We start from the raw sequence: 15,126 nt of genomic DNA on the forward strand, positions 1-15,126 counted from the left end.
ATCTGACAGCGACGGCCCACACCCCACGCGGGCGTGGGCCGTCGCCCATTTAACGGAAAGGACACTCCTCATGCATTCTCTGCTCACCGAACCCCCAGACACCCGCCAGCACCTGGTGCGGGCGCGTGCACGCAAACGCCGCAGCCGCAGCCGCTGGGGATCCGCGCTCATCGTCACTGTCATGGCCGCGGGTAGCGCCATGGTCCTCGGCGCGATCGCCGCTCCCGACCTCACCGAACAGCTCGCAGAGAAAGGCGTCGGCCAGGTCCGACATGTCGCGAACGCCGTCAGCGTGGAACTGGCCCAAGCCGCGGATCCGGACACGGAGCAGTTGCCCACCGTCACGCTCGGTGAGCTCGGCCCCGACGCGCTGCTCGATGTGTGCGCGACCGGCGTCTTCCCCGAGCTCGAGAGCTACCGAACCCAGGACGGCCTGCAGCCGGTGTTCGCCGCGCACAACAACTGCGGGGGAGACGTGATCCTGCCCCTCCAGCTCGGACAGCGCGTCGCGATCATCGACCAGGCGGGGACCGCCAGCACCTACCAGGTCACGGAGCTGCGCGACGTCGACAAGCACACGGCCACGACCGAAGACGTCACGGGCATGGCCGGCTCGCTGCTGCTGCAGACCTGCCACTGGGGCGATCCCATCATGCGCTTCGTCGCACTCCAGCCAGCCGCCGATCGCTGACCCCGCCACAGATTCGCGTGACCGCGCCGCGGTCAACGCCACCACCACTTCAAGGAGTTTCCCCTCATGTATGACCACCCAGCCGGCCTCTCACGACGTTCGATGCTCGCCAGCGCCCTCAGCCTCGGCGCGCTGGCCGCAGCCGCACAGATCGCTCTCCCGGCGCCCGCGCTCGCTGCCACTGCGATGCCGAAGCTCGCGGCCATCAAATCGCCCGCTCGCGCCCTCTTTGCCGAGAACGAGCAAGTGCTCGCTCGATACCTCATGAGCCTCTCGGGCATGACCAACGACATCGTCGACAACGAAGACGCCACCTACGGGTTCATGGGCGGCGGTTGGTGGCGACCTGCGGACACGCAGACCCCGACCAACTCGCGCATCATGGAGCACATCGCGACCCTCGCCTGGTTCTACGCCAACGAGCGGCCCTGGAACCCGTTCTACAAGAACGCGGATCTGCTCACGCGGCTCGAAGCGGCGATCAAGTACTACACGTCCCTGCAGCTGAAGGATGGCACCTACCCCGAGTACCGGGGAGAGCCGAGCCTGGCTGCGACGACGTTCGGTGTCGTCGCTCAGGCCGACGCCTACGAGTCGCTGCGCAAATTCGGCGTCTCCTACGACGCCCGCCTCCAGCTGCGCCAGAGCATGGAACGCGCCGTCACCTGGTTCATGAACCCGAAAGCGGCGCACTGGACGCCGCCCGTGCCGGTCTTCAACCAGGTCGCCGCGGGACTTGTCGCAGCGCAGCGCACGCTGCAGGTGCTGGACAAGCCCACCACCACACAAGCGGCGGTGAACGAGCGCATCACGTACCTCATGGCCAAGGGGCAAGCCCCGGCTGGGTTCTTCCACGAACCGTACGGCGTGGACTTCGGCTACAACTTCACGGTCACGCTGCCGGATCTCGCCTGGCTCTACCGGCACACGCAGCACCCAGACATCATCACCATGGTCCAGCGATACAGCGAGTTCATGCGCTACGCCGTGATCCGCGAACCTGACACCGGGCAGCTCTCGCACATCCCCGCCCTGCACGTGCGCAACAGCGTCTCCAACATCACCCGCCCAGCCGAGGACCTCTCCGATCGCGGCGCGCTCGCCAAGGACTTCCTCGCTCACGTTCCGGATCTCGCGGTGTTCTTCCCCTCCGTCGAGGAGAAGGCGCAAGTCAGATCCACGTTCGTGGCGTCGACGAAGGGCATCAGCGCGCTCGGGAAGCCGGACACATCCCCGCGCACGTGGATGTACGGCATCCTCGCCGCCCCTGGCCCGACCAAAGCAACGCGCGACGTTGCGGAGGCGAACCTGCCGATCCTCGTGAGCGAACGCTTCGTGAAGTACGGCAACGGGTCCAAGAAGGACCAGTACCTGTTCGTGCGCCGCCCCTCCTACTACGTCGCCAGCGTCTTCGGGAACTGGGGTGGAGACACCAGGTTCAAGGACGCGAGATCCACCCGTCAGCTCGGCACGCTCTGGAGCCCCACCATGGGCACCATCCTCACATCCGCCAACAACCTCGACGCTCCTGAGAGTTGGGAGACCGTCGGGCCGGACGGGGCGTTCTCCACCCGTCAGTCCAGCGCCAGTAGCCGATACTACGACGCACGCACCTCCGCCACCGGCCCTGAGCTCAGCGGCGACAAGCTGCCAGAGCGACCGGGCATGTTCTCGCAGCGCACCGAGTCATCAGCGGGCGCTGCCAAGTACGCAACGGGCTGGGGCTATTGGGACACCGGACTCCGATTCACCCTGATCACCAGGCTCACCGGCACCTGCACGCACCGGCTGCCCATGCTCCTCAAAGCCGGAGACACACTCACCTTCGCAGACGGCTCCACGTTCGCCTCCGGTGACGCTGATCGCGACGTCGTGAGCTCCAGCATAATCCTGACCCGAGGCGGCAAGCGCGTGCTGTTCAGCCTCGGCAAGACACCCCTCAAAATCTTCATCAAGCGCAGCAAGAACGAGATCGCCGGAGGCGTCATCCACCGCATCGGGATCCTCTTCGAGAAGCAGCTCGACCTCGGCATCGTCTTCCTCAGCGACGACCCGGGCCAAACCGTGCAGGTCGAAGCTCACCGCCACGCCAGCGGCGACATCTCCATGCGAGTCATCACCCTGCCGCAGCTGCGCGGAACAAAGCTCTCCTTCGCAGGAGCCGCGACCGGCGCTCAGGTCACTGTGCCAGACGTCGCGGACTACAACATCTCCGAACAGACCCTCCGGGCAGCGCCGGGCAATGCACGGACACGCAGCGTCGGAAGTGAAATTGTGACAGTGAGTGCCGCCACCCCTGACGGCATCGAGGTAGCTTCATCTGAAACGGCAATCGTCTGACAGTTGCAATCCAAATCGGGAATCCCTGCAGTCAAGGTGCAGGAGATGGGCTCGCCGCCTCTTCGCCGACCCCGTATTCATTCAGTCGTGCAGAGCGGGGCGATCTTTAATGCGCATTCGTGCTGCCCTGGTATGGACCTGTTGGCCAATGTCTAGGGGCGCGATGTTGCTTTGCAACCAGGCAGCCCTCCGATCGGCAGCCCTCAGATTGACACGCTCGGGCTCAGGGGCGTCAGCTCCGGCTCTGGGCCCGCGGGCCGGGAGGCGCGCGACAGCATCGCCCGGATGAGCTCGTTCTTCGCATGCTTACGCAATGGCGTCAGGTGTAGGGCAAGGTGATGGTAATCAGAGCCACACCGCAGTTGCTAGCGTGAGCCGCGAGAGCGAACGAGACTGCCCCTCACCAAAGCAGGATAGGTGAGGGGCAGCTGCTCACAGCACCCAGTCCTGAGTGCGAGCTGCGCCACGTGGGGGGACGTGACGCGGTACCAGCCTAGTGAAAAACGGTGCCAGAATGCGACGACTCAACGCCCCAACCGAGCAGCGGGTTGATGGGCAAAAGGCGACGACGCATGCCTCGCTAGCGCGAGCAGTTTGTCAGTCTGCTGGTCTGCGTCTCGACGCGCTCAGGCAGCGGCGCGGTATGTCGCAGTCCGCTGAGTGACTTCAACGCGCCCGCGTCGTGGCTGACCGTTCTAGCGGGGCGAGTTCGGACCAGTGATGCCTCGGCCGAGTCTCACGTCCAGCAGATTGGCTGCGCTAAGCACGTTGATACGCAGCGCGGCGACGTCGAAGACACCACTGCCGGAGGTCTGCGCGTTGATGGTGAAGTTGAGCACGTTGGTGAGGACGCTGAAGAGGTTCTGCAGGAGCACGTTCGTCGATCCGAGCGCCGTCACGATGGCGTCGCGGACGGCGGTTGTGATGGCCTGACGGATTGCTGCGACCGTGCCGGGCAGCAGGACCGGGATGCCGACGACGCCGATGCTCAGGTTGTTGAGCGTCCCGGTGGCGGTGACAATTCCCGCGACGTTGATGTTCACCGTGATGACGTTGAGCAGTGCCGCCAGGAGTCCGTCAGCGAGGGTTCCGATGGCGTTGCCGAGCGCGTTTGCTGGGAGGCCGGCCTCGACGAAGAGGCGCGTGTTCGGGGCGCGGTTGTTGAGGAACGGCGACTGTGCTCCGGTGTAGGCGCCGCCGAGGAGAGCTGCGAGGTCGACGACGACCGAGCCCGCGCCGAAGTTGATCGTGACGGGGTTGTTTCCCGACGAGGGGATGGACGCGTTCGTCAGTGCCCCGGTGTTCGCAGTCACGGACGCGCTGACCAGGGCAGGGCCGACTCCGGCAAGGAGCGGGCCGACGATCGGGATGCCCTGCAGTGCGGTGAGCAGGGTCGTGGTGTTGATCGAGAGCGACCCCAGGCTGGACAGGAGTGCGCCCACGACTGGGCTGACGGCGGCGACGCGGAGGGAGCCGAGCAGGTACTCGCGCGTCGCGACGGTCGGAACGCCTGCGAGGCGGCACTGCGCGTCGATGAAGGACCGGCCGGCGACGGCACCGATCTGGGCGTTCAGGGCGGTGACGTTGCTGAGGAGCGCGGTGAGCTCGGGGGATCCGGTGGCGTTCTGCAGGATCGTGCGGAGGTCCAGGGTCGCGAGCTGCGGGACGCCGGAACTGGTGTCCAGCTGGATGGTGCCGTTGTTCGCGATCGCGCCGCTCGCGCCGGTGGAGGTGCCGTCGTTGACGGCGCGTGCGTACTGGTTGATGATGCCGACCGGGACGTTGGTGGGGATCGTCAGGATGGAGCTGAGCGCGGTGGCTACGCCGCCGAGGTTCACGGTGATGGCGCTGAGGGCGGAGACGCTGAGGGGGTTGCTGACCTCGACGGCCGGCTGCGAGCTGGCGGTCGCGTTCGCAACCGCGCCGTTGAGGGATGCGACGGCGTCAAGGTTGGTGCCGCCGAGCGTGCCGCTGAGTAGGCGTCCTTGTGCGCTGGCGTTGAAGAGGGTGCTGTCGGGCAGGCAGGAGGCGGCCCAGGCGGGTGCTGCTGCTGCGGTGATGATGATCGGAGCCGACCAGGCGGCGCCGCGCACCACTGCGCGGCGGCTGACTTCGGAGGGCTTGGATGCAGGCTTGATGTCGTCCATATCGGGATCCATTCGCACGGGGGACAGCGCCGAGGGGAGGCGCTTGCCTGCGATTTCACCCGGAAATTCACCTGGATTCGGTCACGTGCGCAACTCGTCCGGTGGTATGCGCGAATCGTCCGTCATTTGATGTGTTTGCATGGAAGTCAGGCTTCCGGGGGTAGGTCTTTGAAGGCCCGTCGCATGACGTGTGCGGAAGAAAATCCGGCGTAGCGGGCGATCTGGTCCTTGGTGAGGGTCGCGTATCGGCTGTCGCGCAGCAGGGATTGGGCATGGCGGGCGCGAGCGTTGCGGATCTCGCCAGCGACGGTCTCACCGTGGTGGGCGAAGATCTTCTGCAGGAGACGGAGCGAGACGCCGGTGTCGTGCGCGAGCGTCGCGGGGGCGAATCCGTAGTCCGCGTGCTTGGCCTTGATGATCGCCTTCGACTGGCGGTAGACCGTGTGTCGGGGTGAGAGCTCGGGCTCCGCGTAGCTTGCGCTGCTGAGCAGGATGGCCCCGAGCTGTTCTTGGAGCAGCCGCTCGAGCAGGAACTTCGTGAGGTTCATATCAATGGCGTGGTGCTCGACAAGCGTTTCGCTAAAGCTCGCGATCGGGCGCAGGAGGTCGGTGTCCGCGTCGATACGGTTGCACTCCCCGTCGATCACGGCGCCGTATTCCTCGAGCACAGCCGTTGACGCCACGATGAGAATGAACCGTGTTGGGACTGTCCACGTGAGGTTGCAAGTTGCCGCGGACGTGATGTGGAAGCACTCACCGGGCAGGAAACGCAACGAAGCGCCGGACGGGATTTGTGCGTCGACGCGGCCTTGGGTGACGATGCCGACGATGAGGGTGTCCGCATCGATCCCGGGCGTCTTGGTCGCGGTGCCGGGAGAGGTCGACACCCGCCAGACCGAGGAGGTCTCGAAGACGGCCCCGTCCGCCCTCAGACGCCAGTTGCGATCCAGGGAAGATAGTCCACCGAACCCGGCGAACCGGACTGGGTCCACGCCTGACGTGGCGACCTGGTGGCTATCGACACGGATCGACGCAGCACCTGACTGGAACACGTCAGCCATGAGGACTCCTCGGGGGAAAGGACTACCAGGGGGGCGTTGCTGCAGGGGTGGGGGGGGGCTACTTCAGCGGAGCCGCACTTCGACCATAACGTCCTTCTTCTCAGGTCGTAAGAAAACGCCGCCGTACACCATGGCGACCCCAGTTACCCGGGACGTTCCCCATCCAATTCGCCGCTTACTCCGAACTGTCCGTGGTCATGTTGAGCTCGGCGCGTGCGCGCCCGCCTGACATGACGTCAGAACATGTATCAAGGAGAGAACGCTCGTGGACGAAACCGCAGCCGACACGGCGAACGCCGCAGCTACAGACGAGTGGACACCGGGATCCGGGCCTCGAGCCCAGCGGTCACCCGCCGTGGAGAGCTCCGATCGGTTGTCGCTGATTCTGGAAGATGGTCGGGCTCTCCTGAACGGCCAGGCCGTCGGCAAGGGAATGTCGACCCCCCTGGGGGAGTTCACGGGCCCGCATGATGGATGGGTCGCCCGTGCCGATGGCGTGATGGTTGGCGACAGTGGAGTCTTCATCGCGAACGTACAGTCCGGCAGCGTCCATCTCGAGGCGATCGAGGGGGGCACGTCCCTCCTAGTCGGGTTCCTCCTCGACGGCGCGCTCGAGGTCTCATCTGATGCTGATGGAACTGAACAGGTCGAGGTCGGGGGTGGTTTTGCCATGCGAGCCAGCACCTCCGGCACCTTCCACTGGCGTCAACCCTCCGCGGCCGTCATGCTGGTCGTCCCCGACACCGAGGGGTTCAGCGGGCACATCGGAGAAACTGTGGTGCGCCTTGATCCCAGCAACGCGCTCCTGCCACCGGTCACAGCGTTCCTGAAAGCGGTCGCCACTGCCCAGGCGAAGCCGTCCGAACAGTCCGCGAAACTCCTGGAGCAGCTCATTCGCAGCCAGATCGACGCGGTCCTCCTCACTCACCTCGCCGGCGCTGACGGCAACCACTCGATCGTCGGGGACCACGAATGCGCAAGCCAACTCAAGCACGGGTAGAGATTGGGGCATTCGAATCGCTCAGCGCCGTGAGAGCACGGCGGTGCTGAACCGATTTGTGCCGTCACCACGGCGGGACAGCTACTGCCTCTCACCGGAGTGCCCTTCGGTGAGAGGCAGTAGTCGGCTGACCTAAAGGCTTTGATCCGCGCCGCGGAAGTCGGGTCCCGCCTTCCTCCTGCGGCCACCATCAGGCGCCGGCGGCCCTGAAGGCTTGGGTAATGCGCCACAGGAGTCGGGTCCCCACCTTTGTCCTGCGGCCACCAACAGGAGCCGGCACCGATTGTAGCGGCCAGCTTTTGGCGCACCGTACCCCCGCTGCGAATCCGGGCGCACCGATATGCGTTCCGATTGGAAGCTGCCGCTGTCTGGGACACCGTAGGGATGGCTAGGGTGAAGGGCACGAGAGGGCGCTGACCGACGCAGGTCGGTGTTCGCCTGAAATTACGTTGCCGACCAGAAGGAAGTCAGGGACATGTCTGCCGACAGCAACCATGAATCCGTACCAGCGCCAGCCCTGCGAGCCGGACACCTGATGCTGGATCTTCTCGCGAGCAAAGATGACGACGCCGACCTCGCCTCCAACCAAGCCGCTTACGTAACTGCAGCGGCTGCCATCGATCAAGCGTTGTGGGACGAAGCGGATGCCGACCAGGCGGTCCAGCCCGCGGATCTTGTTGGTATGTCGTATGTCCTGCAGGACTGGTTCCTGAATCAGCTCGGAACCGCTGCAGGGGTGGATGCGCCCACGATCATCAGCCGGCTTCGCGAGTTCCTCGAGCTCTTGAGACAGGGGGAGCTGTCCTATGAAGAGATCTACGCGCAAACCGCGGTCTCGCTGCCGAAGGAAGAGCCCCACGCCGATGTGCGTCTCCTCGTGGTCCATCTCCCGAAGCAGGCGTTCAGCGCCGGAGGGATCATTGACTTGTCCTTCTCTGAGTACGAGGAGTTCACGAGGACGCACGGCCCAGGATGGCAAATCATGAGCCAAAGCGTCGTGTCCAGCGATGAGGAAACTGTCGTGCTCTCCTTCCTGCTGACGAGAAGCGCCCAGTAGCCGTGGACCAGACAGATTCTGCAGGCACGACCACTTGCTTGTTCCATACGAACCGTGCGCGTGGGTGTCCAGCGCTTCTCTGACCGACCAGCGGAAGGTTGCCGGTTCTCCCCGGGAGGTCAGCATGTCAGAACAGCAGCCAGGTGCCGCCGAGATTCCAGAAGAGGTCCCTCGCCGGACGATCAGTTCGGGGGCCGGGTGGCGGGTGCCCAGCTTGGAAGATCCGACCCAGTTCCAGGATCTCTACCAAGGGGCAGCCTGGACCGTCCCCGTCATCGCCGACGACGAGAACGGTCCGGAGGAGTCAGCCCCGTAGAAGCGCCAATCGCTGGTCGCTGGGGAGGTCAGCGGCTCAGCGATCGTGTAGCGAGATGTCCCGAGCCATCAGAGCTGCGGGATGCGTCGGCGCCGACTAAGCGGTCTTGGCGATGCGGGGTGCGTTCACGGCGATGTCGTCACCGGCGCCGGTTCCGGTTGCGGTGAATGTCCAGGCGTAAACGAACTGCACCGACGTGCGCTGCGTCACGGTGACAGTCAGCACGTTGCCGTTCCGGCTCGTGGCGGCCCCGGTCGTGGTGGTGAACGAAGTAGTCGCGAGTGGCGTTGCGGGACTGTTGACGTTGCGCACGCTCGCGGTGAGGGTGAGATTACGTGGGTTCGCGTTGTAGAGACGCGCATCGAACGTGAAGGTGTAGGTGCCGGGAGCCAGGCACGCGGTCACGCTCGTGAGCGTGGTCGAAGACGCAACGCCCGTGGGTGGGTCCGCGACGACCAACGCTGCGGCGGGCAATCCGTTGTAGGTGCCGGAGTACTCGACCACAGGCGCGGTCCCAGGGGTCCGGGCCGTCGTCCATGTCCCGAGATTGCCGTTGAACTGCCAGTTGGCCTGGATCGTCGCCGCGGCTTGCGGCGTGCAGTTCGCCGAAGCAGACGCAGCGGGCGCTCCCACGGCGAGCATGACGGTCGGGACTGACCAAGCGGCTCCCATCACGAGCGTGCGGCGCTTGATGCCAGTCTGGCGTTTGGTGTTGGCGGCGTCGGTGTTGCGCATGATTCCTTGGTGGTCCTCACGGACGCGATCAATGCCAACGCGCGACGGTAAATGCCACACGAAGCTCACCGTCGTCGTGTGAGGCCCTGCCGACCAGCATCCCATTCCCCTGGAGGCCTCGCAACGCCCCGGGGAACGGCCTGGCTGCCTCTTGTGCGCCAGCGTTTCGTGTTGCTGAGAGGGAAGTGCAATCCCTCGGGCACAGGTCCCGTGAACCCCTCAGCAGCCGGGAGGCTCATGCCGCGAGCGGGAGACGGAGCTTGGTCCCGAGTCCGTGACGGCCCACCGGAGGTGATGTGGCCGCGTGGCATCCTCGCGAATGAGGAAGACGTTCTGGTGATCTCTATCTCTGGGAAGTCGATCGTCTAGATACACCAAGTGCAAGACGAGAGCGGCCCTCTCGGGAGAGCTGCTCTCGCGTGACGGGTGGATCAGGGAGCCGGAGGCTTGCGCCATCGACGCGCAACGAATGGCTGTCGGCGGATCCATGAGGACATCGAATTGACACCTGTGGGCCAGTAGACGTCTCGAACCTCGCGACCACCTACTGCAAAGCTGCTGTAGACCTGGGCAAGAGGGGTAGGCGTCTGCCTGCTGTTGACCCAGAGTCCAGGGGTCAGTACCGGGGGAGACGCAGTCGCGAGCAGGTCGTGACGCTCGGCGGGTTGAATCTGCACCCATCCCTGCATGTCTCGGCTGAGCGACGCAAACACCTCGGCCCGGGCGAGCGCTTCGACTGGGGCTCGAACGGCTTCTAAGGACTCCCGCAATGTAGCCGCGGCCGCCATAGACAGAGCGGCGTAGTCCGCATCGGCGCGCGCCGATTGCAGACGCTGCAGCTGCAGACCAAGATGTTCTGTGATCGCGTTGAGATGCCCCGCTACGTCGAGTACGGCGCTCTCGACCTCACCGGGTGAATGGAACAGGTGCAGGTGGCCGTGTTCGTCCACGCCCGCGGGGTCCAGGACTGTGCCGGTCACGGAATGGATCCCTGCCTGGAATCTTGAAGCTGTCGTTGTCATATGTTTCCCCTAGAGGTGTCGAGGCCTAACCGGCCATCTCTTCGCGCACCGGGATGGTGGACTTGATGATGTCGATGTTCCAGCCATGCTGGGCGAGCTTGCCCGCGAGATGAGTCGCCTGACTGAGCAACTTGTCGAGAGGTTCACTTGTGTCAGGGTCGCGGGCGTTGGCGAAGCTTGTCGCTTCGGTGATAGCCGCGGTGCTGCGCCGGTCGAGCTCTACGTAGATCTCGGTCGTGGCCAAAGAAGAATGTCCCAAGAACTCCTGGGTTGCTCGTATGTCAAGCGTGCGTGTGTAGCCGGTCGTACCAGCCCGGTGGCGCAACGTGTGCAGACACTCGTGTGGCATCATGCGCTTCACATAGACGTAGACGGTTTGAGGGTGGAGATGGGAGCCGGCCCAGCGTCCCGGAAAGTAATAGCGAACCCCCGGGGCCGTTTCTGCCTCGATGGAGCGCAAGAGGTGCAGAGTGATGTCGTCCAAGATGAGTACGCGTTCGCGCTGGCCCTTGCCGACCACTGTTAGTTCGCGATCACTCCGGGCTGAGAGTTGTAGCGTGGCAATTTCGATCCTTCTGAGGCCCATGGTGGCGGCAAGTGCAAGGATCGCGCGCTCTCGTAGGGTGGCCTTGTCGAAGGCATCCAGGACCAGGTCGTCAGGTGCGGGACGGCGGTGCCTCTTCTTGGGGATCTTGACGCTGGGAAGGTCTCGGCTAGCGTCGATCTGGCCAGGCAACGTCATTGCGCGCCACTGGAAGTAGGAGCGGAAGCTAGAGCGGATCCGCTTACAGTACTGGGGTGCCCAGATGGCGTAGTGATCTGCCATGTACTCGAGCAGAATCTCCGGTGTCGCATCCTCGATCTCAGAGCCTGTGGATCGTTCGAAGCGCTGCAGGTCCCCGACTCGCTGTGCGATCGTTCCGGGGGCCTTCTGGCCCGCAAAAAGGTACTGCCGATAGCTCGTAAACTTATCTTTCACTGGGATTTCCTACCGCGCGCCTGGGCACAAACCAGTATTGCCCGCCGCCGGTAGCGGAAAATGAACGGAATTCGTTATGTCAGCGCCCAAAATTCTCACGCTGCAAGACAGTTGCCAGGACTAGCATCACAGTGAGCAGCGGCAGGGTGGGGACCCCTTCGCCGTGAGCAAGTGTGGGGGAATCTGAAATGACATAACCCGCGGGTCGTGGGTTCGAGCCCCACCGGGCCCACTCTTCATCGGTTCCTCGTTGAACCCCAGCTCCGTTGCAGTCGACGATCACAGTGTCGGTTGGACGGCCGTTGTCGCTCGGGCAGTGCTCGTCTAGCGCCCCTTGCGTACGATCACCGAGTGGATGCCGACTCTGAGACGCTGATCCAGCGGACCTCGAACGCGCCGTGGCTGCCGCCCGGTGGTACCGCCGAGGTCATCCGTCGGGTCACGCCGCCTCGCCCGATGAGCCTGGTCCGCGTCCTGCTCCGTCGAGCGGACACCGTGTTCTGCGTGCCGCGTCCGGAGTCCGGTCGCTTCGACCTCCCCACGGCGATCGCGAGCACCGACGATCCGAACGGCGTTCGTGCCGTCGAGGACCTCGCCGACCGGATCACGGGAACGCCGGACGGTCTCCAGTTCCTCGGAGCCGTGAAGAACATCGTGGTCTCACCGGCGGATGGATACGTCTGGCCGACGCCGCACGCGTACTTCGGGGTGTGGACGTTGCCAACGGATCCCATCGTCGACGGCTCCTGGCTGGCCCTCGGATCGCACTCCGAGTTGCGTGACCGTCACTGGTACCCGCTGGTGGGCTGACCTGCCGGCACCTGCCGGCACCTGCCGGCACCTGCCGGCACCTGCCGGCACCTGCCGGCACCTGCCTGCACCTGCCGGGTTATGCCGAGGGCGGGGGAGACCGCGCTGTGTCCCTCTTGCGTGATCGTCTAGGTTTATCCGGTGATGATGATGTCGAGGTGGGCCGCCTGTGCGCTCCTCGTGTCGGTTGCCGCGGGAAGTCTTGCCGCGGTGCTCGCAACCATCCGCCTCGACTGGGCCATGGGTCTGGCGACACTGACCGCGCTCGCGGCGGCGTGGGCGACGGTCTGGCTGGTCCTGAAGGACCACCAGCGCGACCGGAAGCGGCTCGAGGAGGTCACCGAGCTCAGCACGAGGCGCGCCGACCAGGCGTCGGTGCTCAGCCACGAGCTGCGCACGCCGCTCGCCGTCATCCAGGGGGCCGGTGAGCTGCTCGCCGAGGAACGCGCGGGTCCGCTCACCGAGAAGCAGGCGGTGTTCGTGCACCGCATCGTCGACAACGCGGTCCGCATGCACAACTTCTCGGAGCAGCTGCTCACCCGCGCTCGACTCGAGGCTGGCCTCGTGTCCATCGAACGCACGTGGGTGGACCTCCGCGTCCTGTTCCGCGGCGTCGTGGAGGAGCTGTCCGAGATCTCCGACGTCACCGTGGTGCTGGATGCGCCGGGCGCCCCGGTCAGCGCGTTCGTCGACCCGCAGCTCACCCGCCAGGTCATCACGAACCTCGTCAACAACGCGGCGAGGAGCGAATCCACCGGCGGGCGCGTGGAGGTGCGTATCGTTCCAGGAGACGACGAGGTCATGATCTCCGTCAGCGACGGGGGAACCGGGATGAGCGAGACGCAGCGGGAGCGGCTCTTCAGTCGCTTCTCGAGCGGCCGGCCGCTCGGCAACGGAACCGGGATCGGGCTCTTCATCTCGCAGCAGTTCGTTGAGCTGCAGGGCGGGCGCATACACGTCGACACGATCTCCGGGAAAGGGACGACCATGATGTTCACGCTGCCGCTCGCCGACCCGTCGCTTCGACGGCGGCGCCGATGACCGCGCCGAGCAGCCTCGCCTTCGTCGTCGACGATGAACCCGCGATGCTCGACATCGTCACCTTCGCGCTCGAGACGCAGGGGTTCACCACCGAGTCGTTCCGTTCGGCCGAGGCCGCCTGGTCCGCCCTCGAGCGCTCCCGCCCCGACCTCGTGGTGCTCGACATCATGCTGCCTGGCATCTCGGGCATCTCGCTCTGCCAGCGCATCAAGTCGCGCTGGGACGTGCCCGTCATGCTCGTCACGGCGAAGGGCGAGGTCTCCGACCGCATCGCCGGGCTGGAGGCGGAGGCCGACGACTACGTCGCGAAGCCGTTCCACCCCCGCGAGCTCGCACTTCGAGCGCAGCGGCTGGTGCGGCGCACGGACTCGTCACGCGTCGTCGTCACCGCGGGTGTCCGTCTTGAGCTCGACCCCGCGAGCCACGACGTGATCGTCGGGACCGAGCGGGTGTCGCTCACCAACACCGAGTACAAGCTGCTGGCCGCCCTCATCTCGCATCCGAATTCGCCGCTCGACTTCTCGCAGCTGCTGCTCATGTGCTGGGGTGAGTACGACCGCCACGGAGACCGGGAGATGATCAAGGCGGCGATCTACCGGATGCGCCACAAGCTCGAAGCCGCCGTGCCAGGCAGCGCCGCGGCCATCGAGAGCGTGCGAGGCACCGGCTACCTGCTCCGCGCCGACCGCTGACGGCTGGCGATGCCCGCCAAGCCCAGGTGAGCCCGGGTCCCGCAGCCGCTCGGTGACGAAGCTGTCACCGAGCATCACCAAGCTGTCACGGACGGATGCCCGCCCCGCTCCTAGCGTTGGCATCGTCAGGCACAGCGTCCTGATGCTCGACAGCACGGAAACAAGAACAAAGGAGTTCTCCAGCATGCAACGCAAAATGCTTCCTCTCGCAGTAGCGGCAACCGCCGCCACTGCTCTCCTCGCCGGTTGCTCGGCGGGTGCAGGCACTGAAGCTGGCGGCTCGAGTGAACCCGTCACGTTCATCTGCAGCCCGCAGGAGGACTGGTGCCAGCTCATCGCCGCCGAGTTCACGGCCGCGTCCGGCATCCCCGCCAACTACGTCCGCCTGAGCGGCGGCGAAGCGGTCGCCCGCCTCAGCGCGACCGGCGAGACGCCCGAGTTCGACGCGTGGTTCGGCGGAGGCGCTGAAGGGCACCTCGCGGCCGACGAGTCGGGCCTGCTCGAGCCGTACACCTCCCCGAACGCCGAGCAGATCCCCGACGAGTACAAGGACGCCGACGGCACCTGGACCGGCGTCTACGTCGGCGCGCTGAGCTTCTGCTCGAACACGGACGTGCTCGAGGAGATCGGCGCCGCAGCGCCCACCTCGTGGGAGGACCTGCTCGACCCCAAGTTCAAGGGCAACATCGCGATGGCGCACCCCGGAACGTCAGGCACGGCCTACCAGGCGCTGTGGACCGAGGTCGAGCTGAACGACGGCGACCAGGATGCGGCGATCGACTTCTTCGGGAAGCTCCACTCGAACATCCTCCAGTACTCGAAGAGCGGCAGCGCACCCGGCCAGATGGCGGGCCGCGGCGAGGTCGCCACGGGCGTGATCTTCGCCCAGGACTGCCAGAAGTTCGTGAACGAGGGCTTCACGAACCTCGAGACGACGTTCCCGTCAGAGGGAACCGGCTACGAGGTCGGGGCCGTCTCCCTCATCAAGAACGCCAAGAACCCGGAAGGCGCCAAGGCGTTCATCGACTGGAGCCTGACGGCCGAGGCGCAGGACCTCGCCGCGACGGTCGGCAGCTACAGCGTGCCGACGAACCCCGACGCGACGATCACCGAGGACATGGTCGACTTCGACACGCTCGAGCTCGTGCACGCCGACATCGACGCCGCAGGCAAGGCGCGCAACGAGCTCACGGGACGGTTCGACGCGGAGGTGGCGCCTGCTCCGAAGGAGTAGA

14 protein-coding genes are annotated in these 15,126 nt (G+C 65.4%); 9 read left to right on the forward strand and 5 right to left on the reverse strand.

From position 1 onward, the window contains the following. The first annotated feature begins 70 nt into the window (after positions 1-70). Complete coding sequence (locus tag ACQFZP_RS00860) at positions 71-691, forward strand: hypothetical protein (RefSeq protein WP_211890045.1); 621 nt, start codon at positions 71-73, stop codon at positions 689-691. Between the two features lie 66 nt (positions 692-757). Further along, on the forward strand, positions 758-3,031 hold the full coding sequence (locus ACQFZP_RS00865; RefSeq protein WP_211890046.1) for a hypothetical protein: 2,274 nt from the start codon (positions 758-760) through the stop codon (positions 3,029-3,031). 695 nt (positions 3,032-3,726) lie between these two features. Here the strand turns inward: ACQFZP_RS00865 and ACQFZP_RS00870 are convergent. Next, positions 3,727-5,178 (reverse strand): choice-of-anchor G family protein, encoded by a 1,452-nt coding sequence (locus ACQFZP_RS00870; protein WP_211890047.1) that lies wholly within the window; start codon positions 5,176-5,178, stop codon positions 3,727-3,729. A 146-nt stretch (positions 5,179-5,324) separates the two neighbouring features. Further along, positions 5,325-6,239 carry a helix-turn-helix transcriptional regulator gene (locus ACQFZP_RS00875; protein ID WP_211890048.1) on the reverse strand — a complete coding sequence of 305 codons (915 nt, stop codon included), beginning with the start codon at positions 6,237-6,239 and terminating at the stop codon, positions 5,325-5,327. Between the two features lie 355 nt (positions 6,240-6,594). Here ACQFZP_RS00875 and ACQFZP_RS00880 point away from each other — a divergent pair, with 355 nt between their 5' ends. The 3 genes from ACQFZP_RS00880 to ACQFZP_RS00890 all read left to right on the forward strand — a co-directional run bounded on the left by ACQFZP_RS00880 (position 6,595) and on the right by ACQFZP_RS00890 (position 8,612). Further along, positions 6,595-7,239: a hypothetical protein gene (locus ACQFZP_RS00880; protein ID WP_211890049.1), complete on the forward strand. Its 645-nt coding sequence runs from the start codon at positions 6,595-6,597 to the stop codon at positions 7,237-7,239. Between the two features lie 475 nt (positions 7,240-7,714). Then, complete coding sequence (locus ACQFZP_RS00885; RefSeq protein WP_211890050.1) at positions 7,715-8,296, forward strand: hypothetical protein; 582 nt, start codon at positions 7,715-7,717, stop codon at positions 8,294-8,296. Between the two features lie 124 nt (positions 8,297-8,420). Then, positions 8,421-8,612, forward strand: a complete 192-nt coding sequence (locus ACQFZP_RS00890; RefSeq protein ID WP_211890051.1) for a hypothetical protein — start codon at positions 8,421-8,423, stop codon at positions 8,610-8,612. 96 nt (positions 8,613-8,708) lie between these two features. On the opposite strand, the gene ACQFZP_RS00895 is transcribed toward ACQFZP_RS00890, so the two are convergent. The 3 genes from ACQFZP_RS00895 to ACQFZP_RS00905 form a co-directional block, all read right to left on the reverse strand. Then, positions 8,709-9,347, reverse strand: coding sequence for a hypothetical protein (locus ACQFZP_RS00895; protein ID WP_211890052.1), 639 nt, complete (start codon positions 9,345-9,347; stop codon positions 8,709-8,711). A gap of 431 nt (positions 9,348-9,778) precedes the next feature. Continuing rightward, positions 9,779-10,327: a hypothetical protein gene (locus ACQFZP_RS00900; RefSeq protein ID WP_211890053.1), complete on the reverse strand. Its 549-nt coding sequence runs from the start codon at positions 10,325-10,327 to the stop codon at positions 9,779-9,781. 67 nt (positions 10,328-10,394) lie between these two features. Continuing rightward, positions 10,395-11,348, reverse strand: coding sequence for a tyrosine-type recombinase/integrase (locus ACQFZP_RS00905; protein WP_211890054.1), 954 nt, complete (start codon positions 11,346-11,348; stop codon positions 10,395-10,397). Positions 11,349-11,699: 351 nt separating this feature from the next. On the opposite strand from ACQFZP_RS00905, the gene ACQFZP_RS00910 reads away from it, so the two are divergent. The 4 genes from ACQFZP_RS00910 (at position 11,700) to ACQFZP_RS00925 (ending at position 15,125) form a co-directional block, all read left to right on the forward strand. Continuing rightward, positions 11,700-12,158, forward strand: coding sequence for an NUDIX hydrolase (locus ACQFZP_RS00910; RefSeq protein ID WP_211890055.1), 459 nt, complete (start codon positions 11,700-11,702; stop codon positions 12,156-12,158). A 210-nt stretch (positions 12,159-12,368) separates the two neighbouring features. Beyond that, positions 12,369-13,199, forward strand: coding sequence for a sensor histidine kinase (locus tag ACQFZP_RS00915; protein ID WP_211890056.1), 831 nt, complete (start codon positions 12,369-12,371; stop codon positions 13,197-13,199). Further along, positions 13,196-13,891: a response regulator transcription factor gene (locus ACQFZP_RS00920; protein WP_211890057.1), complete on the forward strand. Its 696-nt coding sequence runs from the start codon at positions 13,196-13,198 to the stop codon at positions 13,889-13,891. The genes ACQFZP_RS00915 and ACQFZP_RS00920 overlap by 4 nt, the downstream gene beginning before the upstream one ends. Before the next feature lie 184 nt (positions 13,892-14,075). Next, positions 14,076-15,125, forward strand: a complete 1,050-nt coding sequence (locus ACQFZP_RS00925) for an ABC transporter substrate-binding protein (RefSeq protein WP_211890058.1) — start codon at positions 14,076-14,078, stop codon at positions 15,123-15,125. Position 15,126 lies beyond the last annotated feature (1 nt).

This window comes from Pseudoclavibacter sp. Marseille-Q434 (assembly GCF_050315415.1).
Classification (GTDB): Bacteria; Actinomycetota; Actinomycetes; order Actinomycetales; family Microbacteriaceae; genus Pseudoclavibacter.

Coding starts and splice junctions, on each gene's coding strand:
- ACQFZP_RS00860 (WP_211890045.1), top strand. CDS start 71: ATGCATTCTCTGCTCACCGAACCCCCAGACACCCGCCAGCACCTGGTG.
- ACQFZP_RS00925 (WP_211890058.1), top strand. CDS start 14,076: ATGCAACGCAAAATGCTTCCTCTCGCAGTAGCGGCAACCGCCGCCACT.
- ACQFZP_RS00885 (WP_211890050.1), top strand. CDS start 7,715: ATGTCTGCCGACAGCAACCATGAATCCGTACCAGCGCCAGCCCTGCGA.
- ACQFZP_RS00895 (WP_211890052.1), bottom strand. CDS start 9,347: ATGCGCAACACCGACGCCGCCAACACCAAACGCCAGACTGGCATCAAG.
- ACQFZP_RS00920 (WP_211890057.1), top strand. CDS start 13,196: ATGACCGCGCCGAGCAGCCTCGCCTTCGTCGTCGACGATGAACCCGCG.
- ACQFZP_RS00870 (WP_211890047.1), bottom strand. CDS start 5,178: ATGGACGACATCAAGCCTGCATCCAAGCCCTCCGAAGTCAGCCGCCGC.
- ACQFZP_RS00875 (WP_211890048.1), bottom strand. CDS start 6,239: ATGGCTGACGTGTTCCAGTCAGGTGCTGCGTCGATCCGTGTCGATAGC.
- ACQFZP_RS00890 (WP_211890051.1), top strand. CDS start 8,421: ATGTCAGAACAGCAGCCAGGTGCCGCCGAGATTCCAGAAGAGGTCCCT.
- ACQFZP_RS00865 (WP_211890046.1), top strand. CDS start 758: ATGTATGACCACCCAGCCGGCCTCTCACGACGTTCGATGCTCGCCAGC.